Genomic DNA, 16,987 nt, shown 5'->3' on the forward strand with positions numbered 1-16,987 from the left:
ATGTCACGTGACGGCTCGGTGGCTCCTAAAGAGCGAATTAATATCCGTTATGTTCCAGCAACTGGCGATACGCAAGAAGACGTAGAGCTGCCGCTAAGCATGATGGTAGTTGGCGACTTTACTGCGCGTGCAGATGAGACACCAATTGAAGAACGTACTCCAATTAACATCGACAAAGACAACTTTAACGAAGTGCTAGAGGGCATGTCTCCAAACGTTAAAGTCAACGTTGAAAACCGTCTTTCTGATGAAGAAGGCGGCCAGATTGGTGTTGATCTGACGTTCCAAAATATGAAGGACTTCTCTCCTGAAGCGATCGCGAAAAGTGTACCTGAACTAAACAGCCTACTTGAGCTTCGCGAAGCCTTGGTTGCACTGAAAGGTCCTCTAGGAAATGTTCCTGCGTTCCGTAAGAAGATCGCATCGGTTCTTCAAGATGAAGAAGCGAGAAAGAAACTGTTGGATGAACTAAGCATTGGCAACGACCAAGACGCGAAAGAAGAGTAAGGGATATCATGTCTGCAGAAGCACAAGCGCCAGAACAAGAAGCAGCCTTAGTTGAATCAGGCTCACTTCTGGATAGCATTCTTAACGAAACACGTTTAAAGCCAAGTGATGAAGGTTTTGACGTTGCAAAACGCGGCGTAGAAGCATTCATCAGTGAGCTACTAAGCAGTTCGAACACAGAGAAAGTCGACCAATCTCTGGTTGATCTGATGATCTCTGAAATCGACCAAAAATTGTCTAAGCAAGTTGATGCAATTCTTCATAACGAAGAAGTTCAAGCGATTGAATCAACGTGGCGTGGCCTCAAGTACCTGGTTGATCACACTGACTTCCGCGAGAACATTCAAATCGAACTGATCTCTGCGAAGAAAGACGAAGTTCTTGATGACTTCGAAGACGCTCCAGAGGTGGTGAAGTCTGGCCTGTACAAGCAAATCTACACACGTGAATACGGCCAGTTCGGTGGTAAACCTGTTGGCGCCGTCATTTGTGATTACGCTATGTCTGCTTCGTCGCCTGACATCAAACTGATGGAATATATGGCGAACGTAGGTGCAATGTCTCACGCACCATTCATCACGTCGGCATCGGCTAAATTCTTTGGTCTAGACAGCTACGAAGAGCTGCCAAACCTAAAAGATCTTAAGTCTGTATTCGAAGGCCCACAGTACGCGAAATGGCGTGGTCTGCGTGAGCACGAAGATGCACGTTATTTAGGTCTATGTACGTCTCGCTTTATGTTACGTACGCCTTACTCTGTTGAAGATAACCCAATCAAGGCGTTTGACTACGATGAGCAAGTGACAGACAGCCATGATAACTACCTATGGGGCAACTCAGCGTACGCGATGGCGTCTAAGATCAGTGAATCATTTGCTAAGTACCGTTGGTGTCCGAACATTATTGGTCCTCAAAGCGGTGGTACTGTACAAGATCTACCGGTTTACAACTTTGAAGCTATGGGTCAAATCGAGACTAAGATCCCAACCGAGATCCTGGTTTCTGACCGTCGTGAGTACGAGCTAGCGGAAGAAGGCTTCATTGCGCTAACCATGCGTAAAGGTTCTGACAATGCGGCGTTCTTCTCTGCAAACTCTGTTCAAAAACCAAAAGTGTTTGCGAACACGCCTGAAGGCAAACAAGCCGAGATGAACTACAAGCTAGGTACTCAGCTTCCTTACATGTTCATTATCAACCGTTTAGCGCACTACATCAAAGTGCTACAGCGTGAGCAAATTGGTTCTTGGAAAGAGCGTTCTGACCTAGAAATCGAACTGAACAAGTGGATTCGTCAATACGTTTCTGACCAAGAGAACCCGCCAGCGGAAGTTCGTGGTCGCCGCCCACTTCGCGCTGCGAAGGTTGAAGTATCAGACGTAGAAGGCGATCCAGGCTGGTACAAAGTATCGATGTCTGTACGTCCTCACTTCAAGTACATGGGCGCAAGCTTCGACTTGTCTCTAGTTGGTAAACTAGACCAATAACCCATTACTGAAACCATCAAGCAGCCAGTGAAGACTGGCTGCTTTTTTCGTAGGACCGCATATGGAAAAAGGTTACCGTCTTTTAGAGCGGATCGAGCTAGGAGAACCAAAAAACTGCTACGAGAAAGTGGTGTCTCATAAGCATTTGATTGAATCCGTTCACTCGCATCTCGCTGACTTGTTGAATACGCATTCCGGCAACGCAATGATCGACAATGAGTATGGTCTGCCAGATTTTAACGACGTACTTTCTAACAACACGAACCTCGTTCGCCATATTCAAAAAAACATCACGTCAACCATAGAACGCTTTGAGCCCCGACTGCTGAATGTCGAGGTTCACTACCGTGAAGACCACCATAACCCATTACAACTCGGCTTTGGTATTCGCGGCGAAGTTTCCCATAACGGCGGTAAAGTCCCAATGTCGATCGATGTCTACATGGGAACCGACGGCCAATTTAACGTTTAGTAGGTGCCACTTGAGTAACAGTAAATACTTTCAAGATGAACTCACGTATTTACGCGAGTCAGGTAGTGAGTTTGCCAAATATCATCCGAAGTTAACTCATTTTCTCTCTGAAGGAACTTTTGATCCAGATGTCGAACGACTGCTGGAGGGTTTTGCTTTTTTGACCGGACGCATCCGCGAAAAGATTGACGATGAACTTCCTGAGCTAACGCAATCTCTGATGACTTTGCTGTGGCCACATTACATGCGTTCGATCCCGTCTTTGTGTATTAGCGAACTAAAACCGCATACCGGAAGTGTTACTGAGAAAACCGTGGTGAAACGTGGTGCGGAAATGGCCAGCGAGCAGGTAGAAGGCACGCAGTGTTTGTTCCGTACTTGTTATGACGTCAATCTATACCCAATTACGATTACTAACATCGAACAAACTAACAGCCGCACCAGCTCGATGATTGATGTGACGTTATCGACGGAGCATGGCCTTGAGCTGTCTCGGATAGGTTTAGACACGCTGCGATTGCACCTGCATGGTGAGATTCATATTACTCGCACTGTCTTCTTATGGCTGTTCCGTTATCTAGATCACGTCGAGTTGGATGTTGGTGGCGGCTACAAACATCGTTTAGGGCCAGAATACGTTAAGCCAGTCGGGCATGAAGAGGACGAGGCGCTGTTGCCTTACAGCAAGAATTCCTTTGCAGGCTACCGTTTGCTGCAAGAATTCTTCTCTTTGCCAGATAAGTTCATGTTCTTCGACATTAAAGGCTTAGAGTGGCTAAAAGGCATTCCACAGCGCAGTACGGTCAAAATCAAATTCCACTTTAAGCGTGCTTTGCCTTCAGAGGTGGTGCTTAAAGATAAACACTTAAGGTTGCACTGCACACCTGCCGTTAACTTGTTTGAAAAAGACGGCGATCCAATCCGTTTAGAGCATCGACGAAACGAGTACAAGGTGCGTCCACAAAGTAACATTCAAGAGCATTACGAGGTTTATTCCATTGAGCAAGTGGAGAGCTGGAGTAAAGACGAGCGTCGCCGAAAACCACTGATTGAATTTGAATCGTTTGAGCACCAAATCAACCAGCGTGATAAGCGAGAGTTCTACAAATCCAAAGTGGGCGAGCGAGTAAGCGGAAGAGGGTTAGAGCGCTATATCTCATTCCATACTCACAATGGCGACATTGCGGATTTAGGGACAGAAACCGTATTGATGAAACTGCAATGCAGTAACGCGGACTTAGCGGAGCGCCTGTCAGTAGGAGACATCACTTACGCGACGCACAAATCGCCAACGTATGCGACGTTTAAAAACATTACTAAGCCAACACAGTCAGTAAGTCCTCAGGTTAATGGTGAACTTCAATGGCAGTTGATTGCCAACATGTCGCTCAACTACTTGTCTTTGGCCAATATCGATGTGTTGAAAGTGTTGCTCTCGACTTACGACTTCCACTCTCGAGTCGATAGACAAGCCCACCGCGCGTCGATTCATCGACTTGATGGCATTATTTCTTCAGAGATGAAACCAATCGATCGCGTATTTCGTGGTGTATCTGTGCGTGGTAACCAATTCAAGCTCGTGACGGACTCTAAGTTCTTCGTAAATGAAGGCGATATGTTCCTTATGGCCACGGTATTGAATGAATTTATCCGTTTATATTCGAGTGTGAACTCCTTTACCGAACTAGAGGTGTTCGATGAAGCGACGGGCGAGGTTTACAACTGGGCAAGCCTAATCGGGCAGCAGACGATACTATGATTAACACACTTTCTGATAAGTCGAATGAGTTTAGTTTCTACCAAGCGGTGTTGCTGTTGGAGAAACACTACCAGTTGGAGCCAAACTCAAACTTTGTTGCCGTGGGCGAGAACAAATACTTTCACCAAGAGCGAATTGAGTTCAGCGTGTCGCCAAACCTGTGCTTTCCAAAGAGTGATATGGACTTTATTACTCATATGGAAAGAAACGGACAGCAATATTCACGTATTGAGACGAACTTTCTTGGCTTGCATGGTTCAAGCTCGCCCCTACCTGCGTCTTACACTGAGAAACTCGTCGGTCGTGATCCCGATGATAACCCAGTGAAGGATTTCTTCGACTTTTTCCACAACCGCTATACAAGCTTACTGTATCGTGTTTGGAAGAAATACCGATATCACGTGCAGTACAAAAGCGGGGCGAGCGATGCGTTTTCTGGGCGCATACTGCATTTGGCTGGTCTTTCTAGCGTTATGCAAGATTGTGAAGTCGCGGAGTTAGATCGAGCGAAAGTTCTGTCTTACGTGAACCAGTTATCTACGCGTACACGTTCACCCAAGCTTATTTCCGGTATTGTTTCGCACTACTTTTCACTGCCGAATGTGCGAATCGAAGAATGGGTTTATCGGCGGGTCGAGATTGCAGAAAGCCAGCGTAACAAACTCAATCGTTCCAATTGTGTATTGGGGCAAAGCTTACACTTGGGACAAAGCATTGCGGATTTGAACGGCAAGTTTAACTTGTGTATCGACAACATTGATTTTGAAACGTTTAAGCAGTTTTCCTACGATGGTGAGTTACATAAGACGCTGGTGGGCTTGATGCGCTTTATTCTGCGTGACCCAATGTCGTGGGACCTAAAGTTGACAGTTAACCTAGACAGTATTCCAGAAAACAAACTGGGTAATGGAGAAGGGAACCAACTAGGTCAAACGTTCTGGCTTGGTAACCCAGGTGATAAAGACGCCAAAATTCGACTTATCGGAAGCATATAAGAAAGCCGCTCAACGAGCGGCCCTTTATGTTTTCCTCGAAGAGGTCAGAAAAGCTTAACGACTGATCGGCTGATGCAGTACAACGGTAGTATCAAGCCTTTGAATGCCGTTAAATGATTCAATTTCATTACAAAGATGATGAATAGACTGCAGGTCGGGCGCTTCAATTAGGGCAATAATATCAAAGTTGCCACCAACAACGCTCGTTAAGCGAACCTCAGGAATTTCTTTAAGTGCATTCGTTACATCATTCTTCTTACCCTTTTCACAAGAGATCAGTAGATAACTAGCGGCTTTTCGCCCTTCATTTTCTACACGAATCTGTGCGGTATAGCCTTTGATAATACCGGTCTTTTCTAAACGATTAATTCTTTCTGCTACTGCTGTTCGAGACAAACCAATGTTTCGGGATAGATTCGCAATCGACTCTCGCCCATTCGACAATAGACTTGAAAGTATTTTTCGATCCAATTTATCTAAACCTTGTAAAGTCATGTTTGAAATCATGTGTTCTGCCTATTTTGTTTTTATATTGTTATTAAATCGACTCTGGGAGCGTAAAGTTATACAGCTCAGCAAGAGTGAATGGGTTTTTCTGTGTCAACGGAGTGATGCGTAAGCTCAAGTCCCTCCCTGACACTTTTATGTCACTGACAAAGCTGCCGTTATGAGTGTTTGTCAAGGTCGAGTCACCTAGCAATCTGTATATCGCCCATTGACCACTCTTATTTAAAACGTGCTGTCTGCCTTCATCGGTTACATCCTGGAGTGTGATACTAATATTGAAGTCACCATTTTGCGGTGGCCATGCCATTTCACGAATGCGGCTTGGACCGTGGTAGTAACTTATATTGGTATCTGCAATTTTTAAGCTCGCTCTAATCGCACTAGAATCAAGATCGAGTACTCTTGCACTAAACGGAATATGAACGCGGTTAGTGCTTTTATTAATTAATGTGTCTCGAATAACGTTATAGTTACGCAGTTGCACTAACAGAGCCGGAGAGATTGGCATCGTCTCGCCATCCACCTGTTTTGGCGTCCACAAATTGGTATCGTAGAACGGTGCAAAATTTTTCTGAATAAATGTGTCTAACAAGCCACCTGAAGCAAACAGTAATTCAAAATCTTCAATTGAGATTTCCTCGGTCGCTGTTAGATCAAATGGGTATCGTCCTAGCCCTATCTCTTTAAACTTGGTGTAAATCTCGCTGTACCATTGGGTTTGAATGCCTTTAGCGGACTCTTTAATCATGACTGACCAGCTTTGTTGAACCACATCTAACAACCAGCTACGAACGGGTTCCGGTGATTTTTGGGCAATTTGTTTAAGTTTTATTAATGGGTCAGCTTCACTGCTGTTCATTCGATGCTGAGCTGCCGCTAGCGCCGCCATTTGCGGGTCGGGTGCATCAGCGATGTCTTTCATATACGTGCGAACACGGCTTAACGCTGTTACGGTCTCATCCCAAGGAGTAGGGGAGTTTGGTGTTTCACTGACCTGAAGTTGGTTTAATAAGTGAAAAGCTTGTTCAACACGTTTCATTAACAAGTAATCAGGCTTAACTACTTCCTCTACTACGTCTGATGCGGAGTCTGCCGCTGCCACGAGTTTCGGGTCTAGCTTTGAAATCAGAGCATTTTTTTCACCAACGGGTGAAAATTGTGTGTTGGCATAGACCTGCTTCAGTACGGTTGTCATTGGTGAAGAAGGGCCCGAGATTAAGTCTATCGCGTTCGTTAGATCGCCGACATTGTCATAGTTCTGGACTTTTAGTTCACTCAGCGCATTGCGCCAATTACTGATGTAGTCGTCAGTATATTTTTTACGTACTTCCTCTTTGAAGGCTTCTTGTTCTTCACTAGTAGGAATAACGTGTTGTGACAGACCTAAAACCCAGTTGTCACTGATGACTTGTTGTGACATTAGGTCCACGCGTGGTCGATAAAAAGTGCTAAAACCAGTGGAGGTATAGATCTTATCTACGATCAAGCGTTCACTATCGATTGGTGTGTTGAATACATTGCTAAACTCAAAACCCACAGCTCGTTGCAGATCTAGGGTTCCTAAATCAATCGAATTTGCTTCGTTTAAAATGCCTGCATAAACGAGATCAACATTCGAATTTGCTAGCAATGAGCGACGTGTTGCGCGAACAAGATCCATATTGATATCAATTGGATCAAACTGCGTGCGAAAGTAAGCGTCCAAATAGCGCATCGCCTGATTGACGACGTCACTTTGGTTGCTTAAATCGTTCATCATTTGGAGAGTTTGATGACGCAAAAAACGGATATCACGCTTTGTTGGATCGTTTAGCATTAGATACCCCTTCAATAGAGGTAAAGCGCGTGTAAAAGTGTTCTGATTTTGTGTCAGTTGTAGACGGTAACCTTTCTCAATAAGAGGTATTAACTGTTGAGCAACGTCCTTAAGTAAAGCTTCGTAAGCGATGCGAGTGCTTTGATCCAAACGGCTAATGTTGAGTGGTAATATCTCTTCATCCAAAGCCTTAGAACCTTTAAGCCACGCCCCATAAGAAGGCTCTATTGCTTTCGTCGCCTTCGCTAAAAGCTCATCGAATCTTGCATCTTGCTCCATTTGTGATTTGTCATCGATACTCAAGAGTTGATTCATCACATGTAAGTTACTGTCTAATGTCGTGAAAAAGAAGTAACTGCCCCCAGTAAGCAGGATAATAGAGCCGAGTATTGCCAAACGGCTTTGTCTCTGAATTAGACGAAGATAGGTCTTGTTTTCGCCCGCAAAGTCGCTTTCCGGCAATATTTGTGAATCAATCAGAAAGCGAGAGAAATAAGGCGTTTCTGTTAACTGAGTATGCTCTGACGCGATAATAGGTAAGTTGAAGTAATTACTACAACTTTTTGCAAGTAAATTGTACTTGCGACCGCCTTGCAGACTCGAACTAAAGAAAATCTCACGGATGTCTAGTGAATAGACACCGTTGTTAACATCACATAGACGCTCAAGCACATAGCTGACTTCAGACTGACATAGTTCAAACTGCTTAGGGAAAGCGAGTATTGCTTGTTTCTCATCAATGTCCGTTGAATTAGCGGATGCATCTAGCGCATTACTTTCAAGCACTCTCACTAGATTTCGATAGCTATCGCGGTAGTACTCTGCAAATACACCTTTGGCTTCTTTTAGTGGGATAGAGAGGAACTCAACACGTGTCTTGAGAGAGCTAAAGTGCATGTATTCTTTAAAGCCATCTAACTTGTCTAGCTTTGACATAATCAAATAGATTGGCAATGCTGAAGACGTTTTAGAGTTGATGGTACTCAAGCGCGCCAATAACGACGAAATGGTGTACTCTTTTTGCTCTGGTTCAGAGACGATCATGAACTCGAAATCGGTGAAGAATAGACACCCAGAAAATGGCTTTCGAGGTCGATGATGAATAACTTCTTCAATGAACGTATTCCATAAAGAAGCATCACTGCTTGATACTTCCTGGAACACTAAGCGTTGGTCAGGTTTGATGTATACAGCGCTGTCAGATTCGTACCATTCAAAAAAGTCATTCTTAGCGGTTCTAGTGCGATCCATCGGTTTAATTGCACTAGAATTAAATAAAAATTGACGTCGCCCTGACCCTTTATTACCAAGCATCAGGTAAATTGGTTTCTTGCCTGAGTTAGCAAGAAGAGGCTGGATAACCATAGAAAGTGCTTCTTCCTCGGTTTCCAAATGTTGAGCTTTAGCGTTGTTCTTTTTCTTCAACCATAATGTGAATTGAAAAGTGACGTAAACAATGGCGATAGCACCAAGGGTCAGCCAAAGATAAAGTTGGTCGATTTCGTCAAGAAAAAGCAGATAAATAGTGGTGATAATTGCAGCCACTAAAAACATCAATATAGTAGAAATCACCACTGGATTTCTAAACAGTTTTTGTTTGAACATAAGCCTAAAACTTCTTTAATTGTATTGTTATTTATTGTCAGTTTTTTCAGCTTGTAGCTGACTCAATTTATATAGGTAGATGTTCAGTAAAAGGGTTGCGCGGTCAATTTCCTTTTGCTGTGAATACTTTTCAGCGTATTCAATACGACCTAAAAGCGGGAATAACGAGTTACTGTATTCGTACGCCTTTTCAGAGTTCTTATCTACATTCTGTCTAGCTACGTTGGCAAACACCGTTCTTGCGTCTGAGAATCGCTTATAAACATCCATAAACTGGTCTTCTAAATGGGCGCTCTGTGTCAAAAAGTTTTGACGTAGCTGCTGTGCAGAAGACGAATCCGGATAGATTGCGATTAATTCATTGGTCAAGCTATCGAGCTCGCTGACGTTACTTACTTTTGCCGAGTCTAAAAACCAGTTATTCATCATAATATCGACACGATTAATGGCCTGCGTTTTCAATGACTGAGCATATTTTTTATTTTCGTAATCTAACGAGGCGACCAAATTTACAAGTTCATTAAGTGAAGCTTGATTAATTTTTTGTTCCAATGTTCGATAACGTTGTTGCTCGTACATGAAATGTGAACATATCGCAGTAACAATCAAACCAATAACGAAGTAGATCATAAATCGACCAGACTTTGCCGGTGATGCTTTCTCTTGGCTATTTAGGTTGGGTGATGACACCGGTGCCGGAGAGGGAGACACATTCACTTTAATTTCAGGTGCCTTCTGCGTTGCTGCAGGAGCGCTAGTGTTGGCTTGTTTTTTCTCGCGTAACTCAGCCGCAATTTGTTGTTCTTTTATCTGCTCAATCCATTGATTCAAAATACGGCGAATGCGACCTAATGACGGCGCTTCAATACCGTAATGAAGACGAAGCTCTTCCTCAATCCTCAAGCATAATTGATGTGCTGCCTCTATCAATGGAAGCTCTTCTGGTAACGCCCGATGCTTATTAATTCGTTTTTCAGTATGCTCTACCATCCATTCAATAGCGCTCATTCGTGCCTTTGACTTTGAATGCTCTGGATACGCGTTGAACCAATATACGACGCATACATCAAGTATTGAGTTTAACCCTTCAACAAGGCCTCTTAAGCCGTCGTTATAGGTTGATGCAACGGTAAAGTAACAGCAACAACGTAGGTCTTTCGCTTGGGTACTCAAGATCTTTTTTGAGAGTGTTTGAACCGTTTTCCACGAGACTCTCCCTGTGACTTTATTCAGGTTGTTTATTTGACGTTTAATTTCGTCAAAATCCTCAGAACCATTAGGATTAGAGCCGCTTGGGTTATTTTCATCGATTGGTCTTCGAGCGAAGTCGGTAAAAAACATAAGGAAAGTTCCAACTGATCATATAGAAGTATTAAGTTACATAGGATTTCACTACTGTTATATTAAATTATAAGCAGTGCACATCTGTCGCAATTCTATAGACAAAATAAGCGGATTAGATAATAAAAATTCATTAAAAGAAATTAAATTACTTTTAGTGTGATCTTTGTTCATAATATTAATATCAATAGTTAAGTCTATTTATAAGAAGAAACTTATATATGAAGATGAGAACGTTGATTAAAAAGTAACTAAATTGTTATCGGAGATTACGTTTTGTCCAATTAGCAATCAAATTCTGTTACTTCTATTTAAATAGAAAGATTTACTGTCTCGTCACTTAATCTGCAGTCGGTTCTTTAGTTTTTGTTTGTAGGTAAAACAACCAACCTGATAGTTGAAATGTATTAAATTATAGGTGTTTTTTTAGGCTTATTGAAAAAGAGAATATAATTGATATCTTTCGCCTCTAAGTAGAATATCGGTTTTCCTAGAGGGACGAAATGCTAAAACCAAGTCAAATTGGGCTGATTTCAGCCATGTGTCTATTTTCTTCTGTTGTAATGGCAAAAGGGGAGCGATTTGGACTCTCTACCAGTATGTTGACTATCGATAGCATTAAATACGATGAAGGTAAAAGTGGTGAGCAGGATACGCTTAGGTTCGGCTTGGTTCATACTCGTCCTATTGATGAAAACAATAACCGTTGGCGTTGGTGGTTAGGGCTAAACTATCTAGCAGAAGACATTGAAGCGCCAGCAAACGGCTTATATCAAGAAGCGACGAACTATGAACTTCGTGTTGTTCCTCAATATGCGTTGACTTCTTGGAGTGTTTTCACGCCATATGTTGGTGCGGGCTTGTCTGTCGGTTACTCGCAATATTCTAATCGCTGGCAAGTAGACCAAGAGGGCTATCGTTATGAGAGTGTTGAAGACATCGACCAGTTTGAGTTAGGTGCGGTTGTGACCCTTGGTACTGCTATAAAGTTAGGCAGTAATCCTGACGCCCATATACAAATTATCCCGCAGGCCTCTTATATCCTTCCGGTTGTAAATGATGGAATTGGTGGGCTTGAACTATCAGTTTCTTTGCTCTTTTGAGGTTCGTAAATGTACTCAAATCAGCTAGTTTTATTTATCTCAAAGTGTCCAGAGGAATACACCGGTGCAAAGAATATTGAAATGCCTGAAAGTGGTGGTTCGATAGGTCGTTCCCCAAGCTGTAGCGTGTCTTTAGCCGATCACAACCGCTTTATATCGGGCACTCATTGTTTGCTCAGCGTGTATGGAGATACCTACTATATAAGTGACGTATCAACTAACGGCACAATGGTAAATGGGAATAAAATACTGAAAAATCAACCCGTTGTGATAGTTGATGGCGACATCATTTCTTTAGGGCAATATGAGATTGGTGTTTCTCTTGAGCACGTTACCTCAACACTAGACATCGCCGCTGATATTGCTCCTGAGCGAGTATCTAGCGATCCTCTGGTTAGTCTAGGAGATGCGGTTGTCGAAGAGGAAGAAAAAGTCGGTGCCTTAGAAGATTTGTTTATGGAGACTAAACAGGATGACATTGATTGTCATGATCCTGTTGCTCACCTTAACTTTTCGATGCAGCGAGATGACGATTACTTAATTCGTGATAATGAGCGTACAGAATCTGAACAACCTAGAACCGTGGAAAGCACGCGTCAGGTGGTCGATGACAGTTTCAGCATATATTCCGAATTCGATCAGCCAAGCCTAATCCCTGAAGACTGGATGGCTGCGGAAACCAAGAGTAACGCATCAGTCAATGATGCATTAGCGCCAGAAAGCGGTAAGGCACATAGAGCCGATATTGCCTCAGCTGAGGTGATGCAACCTGGCACGGTAGCCCCAGATAGCACGATTCAAAGACAACATCGTACGCATAATGTTACTGAGATGGTCGTAGAACAGGCTAACACAGGGTCAAAATGGGAAGAGATGACCCAATCTTTTACGCCTTCTCCTAACACTAATCAGCAACTTCAAATACCTACGGCAGGGCACGCGATAAACAGTACGACGAAAGCACAAGTCGATACTGATGCGGCCGTTTGCTCTCAAGATATAGCGCAAGCGTTTTTTGATGGTTTGGGTATTCGAAACCCAGAGTTGATGACAAACGAGGCGCAGTTATTCAAGCAAATGGGTACTTGCTTGCGTTTATGTATTGATAACCTACAGAAAGAGTTGCACGAAGTGGAATCGTTAAAAGATGAGCAGAGTGCGAGTGAGGCTAACTCGAACATTGCAGAGCTAATGCTTACTTTGAATAGTCAGCAATTACTGGCTCCAAATGAACTGGTTGAACAAATGCTCGATGAGCTGAACGACCACCAAGTTATGTTTAACAAAGCACTGAATGAGCTCATTTTAGAACAGTCAGAAACGAACGATCCCGTAGCATTTGCTAACAGGGTCGCTAGCCAGTCTTTGTTCTCAACTAAGTCAAAGCTGTGGGCCGAATACCTAGATTTCTACACTAATAATCGTCGCCTGCTTAATGAAACATCCTTAAAAGGGCTGATTAAGAAAAACTATAACAAAGTGATTAAGGGAAACCATGCGTAGTATCGCCGTATTACTCGGATTTGCCATGTTGTCCGGTTGTTCCATGTGGGATCAATTTAAAGAGTCCACTGGTATCACACCAGAAACTTCGTCGATTGAATTGGTTATTGAGGCATCACCTGTACTCAATGTGAGAAATGGGGGCCAGTCATCTCCAGTTATTCTCCGTCTTCACGAATTAAGTTCGCCAGTATTGTTCCGAAGCTTAGATTTCTTTGCCTTGTTTGAGAGCGATAAAGCGTCGTTGGGTGATGAGTACATCAAACGTTACGAATATCAAATACAGCCAGGTGGAAAAGTTCATGAAATGCTAACGCTAGACCCTGACACTCGTGCCGTCGGTTTTTCAGTGGCTTTTCGTGATATTGATGGTTCGTCATGGCGAAAAGTGGAAGTTATTGAAGAGAAGAGCGAGTACTACATCAAGCTCAAGTTAGAGGGCAGTGAGTTAATTTCTGATAACACTCGCGGCATTGAACAGGTTTACTTTTAAGGGATAGAAACATGTCTTTATACAATCCAGTTGTTTGGCAAGATGGAATGTTCATGAAGCCGCAGCATTTTCAACAACTCGATCGTTCGCAAAGTAAACTATCGAGCCTACTGAGTGCCAATGCATCGCCTTTGCATTGGGGAATTAAACGTTTAGAAATCAACTCTCAGTTACTAGCACTGGGTAAAATCGGTATTACTCGTGCTGAAGGTATTTTACAAGACCGGACACCATTTGAGCTTCCGTTGCTTGCTGAGCTGCCTGAAGTGAAAGATGTAGATCCTTCGATTGCCGATAAAGTCGTTTATTTGTGCTGTCCGTTACCATCGGAACGTTCTGAGTTATTTGGTACCAAAAAAGACGGTGCGCGCTATACGATGGAATCTCAAGAAGCGGTTGACGCTTGTTATGATTCGGAAGACATGGCAAATATCGTCGTCGGTAAGCTTAACTTTTGCTTAATGTACGATCATGAAGATAAGAGTGCTTACACGTCTATTCCGATCTTAAAGATCTCAGAAGTGAAGCCTGATGGCAGCGTGATCTTAGATGATAGTTTCATTCCTACCTGTATCGATATTCATGCGTCGACAGTACTGAGTAAATTTGCGACCGAGTTTGCTTCTATGTTGAAGCATCGCGCGGAATCGATAGTCCAGCGATTAGGGGTGGTGGATCAACAAGGTGTATCATCGGTTTCTGACTTTATGCTATTGCAAGCGCTCAACCGATACGAACCCTTGTTTTGGCATTTCGCCAGCACAGAAGCTGTGCATCCTGAGTCTTTGTATCGAATTCTTCTTCAGGCAGAGGGTGAGCTTTCGACGCTGTGCTCAACGACACGCCGACCTATTGAGTTTACGAAGTACAATCATGGTGATCTTACTAGCTGTCTTTCTCGCGTCCTAGACAGTGCGAAAATGACATTGAGCGTGATGTCTGAGCAAAGAGCAATTCCACTGACCTTAAAAGATCAGAACTATGGCATCAGAACGGCAGCAATCCCTGACAATAAGATCATTGATACGACAACCTTTATCCTCGCAGTTAAAGCCGACGTGACCTTGGATGTTCTGCATACCCAGTTTGTCAGCCAAACGAAGATCGGTTCTATCGATAACATACGTGACTTGATTAACCTTCAACTGCCTGGGATTGAGATCAAACCAATGCCAGTTGTGCCACGCGCGCTGCCGTATCACGCTGGCTACACCTATTTCGAGCTCGATAAAACGGGCGAAGAGTGGATGGCATTGAAGAACACTGCTGCGATTGCGATTCACGTTGCGGGCGATTTCGCTAACTTATCATTGCAACTTTGGGCCGTTCGTCTATGAGTTACGCAGAAACCGACGTCACCGTAGTCTTATTTCAACCAGAGCCTGGCAAACCAATGGAGGTAATGCCAGCGCCTGACTTGTCGAGAAACATCGCAGTACAAGATCTATCTATCGACAACATGGGTATTAACCCGCTAGTGGACCAGTTCTCATGGTTGATCGCCAGTCTGTCTTGTATGTCTTCGATCCCTTGGCTTGATGACCCGATGCCATTTCGTGAACAAGTGGCACGTGAGATTCGAAAAGGTGAACGAAAACTTAATGAAATGGAGCTCGATCGTGCTTCGGTTCTTGTTATTCGTTACTGCTTGTGTGCGGCGATTGATGAATCTGTTTGTCGACAAGAGTGGGGGGCAAATAGTCACTGGAGCCAGAACAGCTTACTGTCTGAATTCCACAACGAAACATCTGGTGGTGACAAGTTTTTCGTTATTCTCGACCGCTTAAAAGCCGACCCTCGCAAATACCGTCACGTTATAGAGTTTCTCTATTTATTGCTTCAACTTGGTTTCCAAGGCAAGTACGGCCGTGAAGAGCGTGGCAACGAAAAGTTAGCGGAAATTGGCAGCACCATTTATCGATTAGTGCGAGATGACCGCCTAGCAGAACAAGAAAAAGTTTCTTTAATCAACCTTAAAGCTAAATATCTAAAGAAGCCGTTAAAAAGGGTAATTTCACCCAAGCTGATCTTAAGTCTTAGTGCGATGACGTTTGCGCTTATGTATGCGGCAACCTACATCGTCATAGACTTAAAATTTCAGCAACTGCTTGAAATGTATAGATAACCAGAGATCTAAAATGAGATCTTCTGCCAGTTTTAGGGCTTGTTGTGAATATCACTGGTCTTTTAGTGAAATTCACTAGTCATTTAGAGAGGTTGCAGTTTGCGATCTCTTTTATCATTCAATCAATAAAATTCAAATGGATTGGTTATGGGCGTAACAGTTGGTGCGAATGGACTTTCGATAGTTCATAAAGGCTCAGGTGGTGAAGCGAATGCAACGCTCCCAGATGTTTGTTTAACTAAGGTCGGCAAGCCAGTCGTCCCTATCCCTTATGGCAACAATGCTAAATCAGCAGACCTTGCTGGTGGGACTACGACAGTCTCTATGGATGGCGGTAACAGTGTCGCTATCAAGGGCAGTACGTTCTCAAAAAGTACCGGCGATGCGGGCGGTGACAGAAAAGGCGTTTCCTCTGGCACGATAGAAGCTGAAGCAAAATTCATTTCAGCCTCACCAACGGTTAAATTTGAAGGTAAGGGCGTATGTCGCCTGTCCGATCAAATGACCATGAACAAAGCCAACACTGTGTGTCTTGGCGGCGCACAAAACCCATCGGTTTCTGTGAGTGAAGAGCAGGAAGGGACGTATACGCTGGATATAGAATGCAAATATCCAAATGGGCTCCCTTACTCTAATGCACAATTTTCTTTAGTCGAACCTTCAGGTGCTGTCATTGGGAGTGGAGTGCTGGATTCTAGCGGAAAAGCATCTGTTAATGGTCTCGCTCTAAAAGAATGCAGGTTAGTGCTCAGCGAAACTCAAGACTCTTACACCCCGAACCAATCTTTAGCTGAAAATATTGTTACGGAAACTTACCCTGATCCGAATGATTTTTGTACGTTTGTAGCAGGTCGCCGCTCGCCATTTTGGGAAGATCGTGTTGGGGTTGCTAATGACTGGGGCATATTGATGTCCCCATCCTTCAGTGATGATGACTTTAAAGATATTGTGTTAGAGCAAAGCCGTATATCGTCTCCTTATGCGATTAGTCAAAATCACTCTAAAGATTTTTCTGATGCTTATGTTTCGGCACTTTATCACATCCAAACTGATACTACTGCGCTAGAGAAATATGAACCTTTAGTTGAACTGCTCTTGGAGCAAGTGCACGAAAATGGCGATATATTGAGAGTCTTATATCAAGCTGATGTGTTTGAGCCTCCCTATGAATTATTAGCGAAGCTTCGCTTTTTAGGGACTGGGAATACTGTGAAGTATTTGCAGTTTGTTTTATGGACGTTGATAAACAATCAAATCTGTTCATACATCGATGAGCT

Annotated in this window: 13 protein-coding genes and 1 pseudogene; 11 read left to right on the plus strand and 3 right to left on the minus strand. The window is 43.4% G+C overall.

The annotated features are described in order from the left end of the window. The 5 genes from tssB to tssG all read left to right on the plus strand — a co-directional run bounded on the left by tssB (window position 1) and on the right by tssG (window position 5,217). Window positions 1-507, plus strand: coding sequence for a type VI secretion system contractile sheath small subunit (gene tssB / locus R7E00_RS02000; RefSeq protein ID WP_005373381.1), 507 nt, complete (start codon window positions 1-3; stop codon window positions 505-507). An 8-nt stretch (window positions 508-515) separates the two neighbouring features. Next, the gene (tssC, locus tag R7E00_RS02005) at window positions 516-1,991 is read left to right on the plus strand and encodes a type VI secretion system contractile sheath large subunit (RefSeq protein WP_005373378.1); all 1,476 of its coding nucleotides are present in this window, start codon (window positions 516-518) and stop codon (window positions 1,989-1,991) included. Window positions 1,992-2,052: 61 nt separating this feature from the next. Next, entirely contained in the window at window positions 2,053-2,463 is a 411-nt protein-coding gene (gene tssE / locus R7E00_RS02010) for a type VI secretion system baseplate subunit TssE (protein WP_262606348.1), read from the plus strand. 10 nt (window positions 2,464-2,473) lie between these two features. Further along, on the plus strand, window positions 2,474-4,222 hold the full coding sequence (gene tssF / locus R7E00_RS02015) for a type VI secretion system baseplate subunit TssF (RefSeq protein WP_262606347.1): 1,749 nt from the start codon (window positions 2,474-2,476) through the stop codon (window positions 4,220-4,222). Further along, the gene (gene tssG, locus R7E00_RS02020; protein WP_005373373.1) at window positions 4,219-5,217 is read left to right on the plus strand and encodes a type VI secretion system baseplate subunit TssG; all 999 of its coding nucleotides are present in this window, start codon (window positions 4,219-4,221) and stop codon (window positions 5,215-5,217) included. Before tssF ends, tssG begins: the two co-directional genes overlap by 4 nt. 54 nt (window positions 5,218-5,271) lie before the next feature. On the opposite strand, the gene R7E00_RS02025 is transcribed toward tssG, so the two are convergent. From R7E00_RS02025 to R7E00_RS02035, 3 genes are read right to left on the minus strand one after another with little or no spacing between them, the layout of a single operon-like run. Beyond that, window positions 5,272-5,724: an Lrp/AsnC family transcriptional regulator gene (locus R7E00_RS02025; RefSeq protein ID WP_005373369.1), complete on the minus strand. Its 453-nt coding sequence runs from the start codon at window positions 5,722-5,724 to the stop codon at window positions 5,272-5,274. A 31-nt stretch (window positions 5,725-5,755) separates the two neighbouring features. Beyond that, window positions 5,756-9,145, minus strand: coding sequence for a type VI secretion system membrane subunit TssM (gene tssM / locus R7E00_RS02030; RefSeq protein WP_262606346.1), 3,390 nt, complete (start codon window positions 9,143-9,145; stop codon window positions 5,756-5,758). A gap of 27 nt (window positions 9,146-9,172) precedes the next feature. After that, window positions 9,173-10,486 (minus strand): type VI secretion system ImpA family N-terminal domain-containing protein, encoded by a 1,314-nt coding sequence (locus R7E00_RS02035; protein ID WP_005386112.1) that lies wholly within the window; start codon window positions 10,484-10,486, stop codon window positions 9,173-9,175. Between the two features lie 503 nt (window positions 10,487-10,989). Here R7E00_RS02035 and R7E00_RS02040 point away from each other — a divergent pair. From R7E00_RS02040 to R7E00_RS25415, 6 genes and pseudogenes are all read left to right on the plus strand, one after another. Continuing rightward, complete coding sequence (locus R7E00_RS02040) at window positions 10,990-11,589, plus strand: hypothetical protein (protein ID WP_053307569.1); 600 nt, start codon at window positions 10,990-10,992, stop codon at window positions 11,587-11,589. A gap of 9 nt (window positions 11,590-11,598) precedes the next feature. After that, entirely contained in the window at window positions 11,599-13,092 is a 1,494-nt protein-coding gene (locus R7E00_RS02045) for a type VI secretion system-associated FHA domain protein (protein ID WP_262606345.1), read from the plus strand. Further along, window positions 13,085-13,585 (plus strand): type VI secretion system lipoprotein TssJ, encoded by a 501-nt coding sequence (tssJ, locus tag R7E00_RS02050; RefSeq protein ID WP_005386118.1) that lies wholly within the window; start codon window positions 13,085-13,087, stop codon window positions 13,583-13,585. Before R7E00_RS02045 ends, tssJ begins: the two co-directional genes overlap by 8 nt. A gap of 11 nt (window positions 13,586-13,596) precedes the next feature. Next, window positions 13,597-14,922 (plus strand): type VI secretion system baseplate subunit TssK, encoded by a 1,326-nt coding sequence (gene tssK / locus R7E00_RS02055; protein WP_005373357.1) that lies wholly within the window; start codon window positions 13,597-13,599, stop codon window positions 14,920-14,922. Further along, window positions 14,919-15,710: a type IVB secretion system protein IcmH/DotU gene (icmH, locus tag R7E00_RS02060; RefSeq protein ID WP_005373354.1), complete on the plus strand. Its 792-nt coding sequence runs from the start codon at window positions 14,919-14,921 to the stop codon at window positions 15,708-15,710. Before tssK ends, icmH begins: the two co-directional genes overlap by 4 nt. A 147-nt stretch (window positions 15,711-15,857) precedes the next feature. Continuing rightward, a pseudogene (locus tag R7E00_RS25415) lies at window positions 15,858-16,425 on the plus strand (DUF4150 domain-containing protein); the annotation flags it as partial. Window positions 16,426-16,987 lie beyond the last annotated feature (562 nt).

It is taken from the genome of Vibrio sp. Vb1755, assembly GCF_033338635.1.
Taxonomy (GTDB): Bacteria; Pseudomonadota; Gammaproteobacteria; order Enterobacterales; family Vibrionaceae; genus Vibrio; species Vibrio alginolyticus.

Excerpts from the sequence above, each read along its gene's own strand:
- R7E00_RS02035 (WP_005386112.1), bottom strand. The coding sequence starts at position 10,486 with ATGTTTTTTACCGACTTCGCTCGAAGACCAATCGATGAAAATAACCCA.
- tssB (WP_005373381.1), top strand. The coding sequence starts at position 1 with ATGTCACGTGACGGCTCGGTGGCTCCTAAAGAGCGAATTAATATCCGT.
- tssE (WP_262606348.1), top strand. The coding sequence starts at position 2,053 with ATGGAAAAAGGTTACCGTCTTTTAGAGCGGATCGAGCTAGGAGAACCA.
- tssM (WP_262606346.1), bottom strand. The coding sequence starts at position 9,145 with ATGTTCAAACAAAAACTGTTTAGAAATCCAGTGGTGATTTCTACTATA.
- R7E00_RS02045 (WP_262606345.1), top strand. The coding sequence starts at position 11,599 with ATGTACTCAAATCAGCTAGTTTTATTTATCTCAAAGTGTCCAGAGGAA.
- tssC (WP_005373378.1), top strand. The coding sequence starts at position 516 with ATGTCTGCAGAAGCACAAGCGCCAGAACAAGAAGCAGCCTTAGTTGAA.
- R7E00_RS02040 (WP_053307569.1), top strand. The coding sequence starts at position 10,990 with ATGCTAAAACCAAGTCAAATTGGGCTGATTTCAGCCATGTGTCTATTT.
- tssK (WP_005373357.1), top strand. The coding sequence starts at position 13,597 with ATGTCTTTATACAATCCAGTTGTTTGGCAAGATGGAATGTTCATGAAG.
- R7E00_RS02025 (WP_005373369.1), bottom strand. The coding sequence starts at position 5,724 with ATGATTTCAAACATGACTTTACAAGGTTTAGATAAATTGGATCGAAAA.
- tssJ (WP_005386118.1), top strand. The coding sequence starts at position 13,085 with ATGCGTAGTATCGCCGTATTACTCGGATTTGCCATGTTGTCCGGTTGT.
- tssG (WP_005373373.1), top strand. The coding sequence starts at position 4,219 with ATGATTAACACACTTTCTGATAAGTCGAATGAGTTTAGTTTCTACCAA.
- icmH (WP_005373354.1), top strand. The coding sequence starts at position 14,919 with ATGAGTTACGCAGAAACCGACGTCACCGTAGTCTTATTTCAACCAGAG.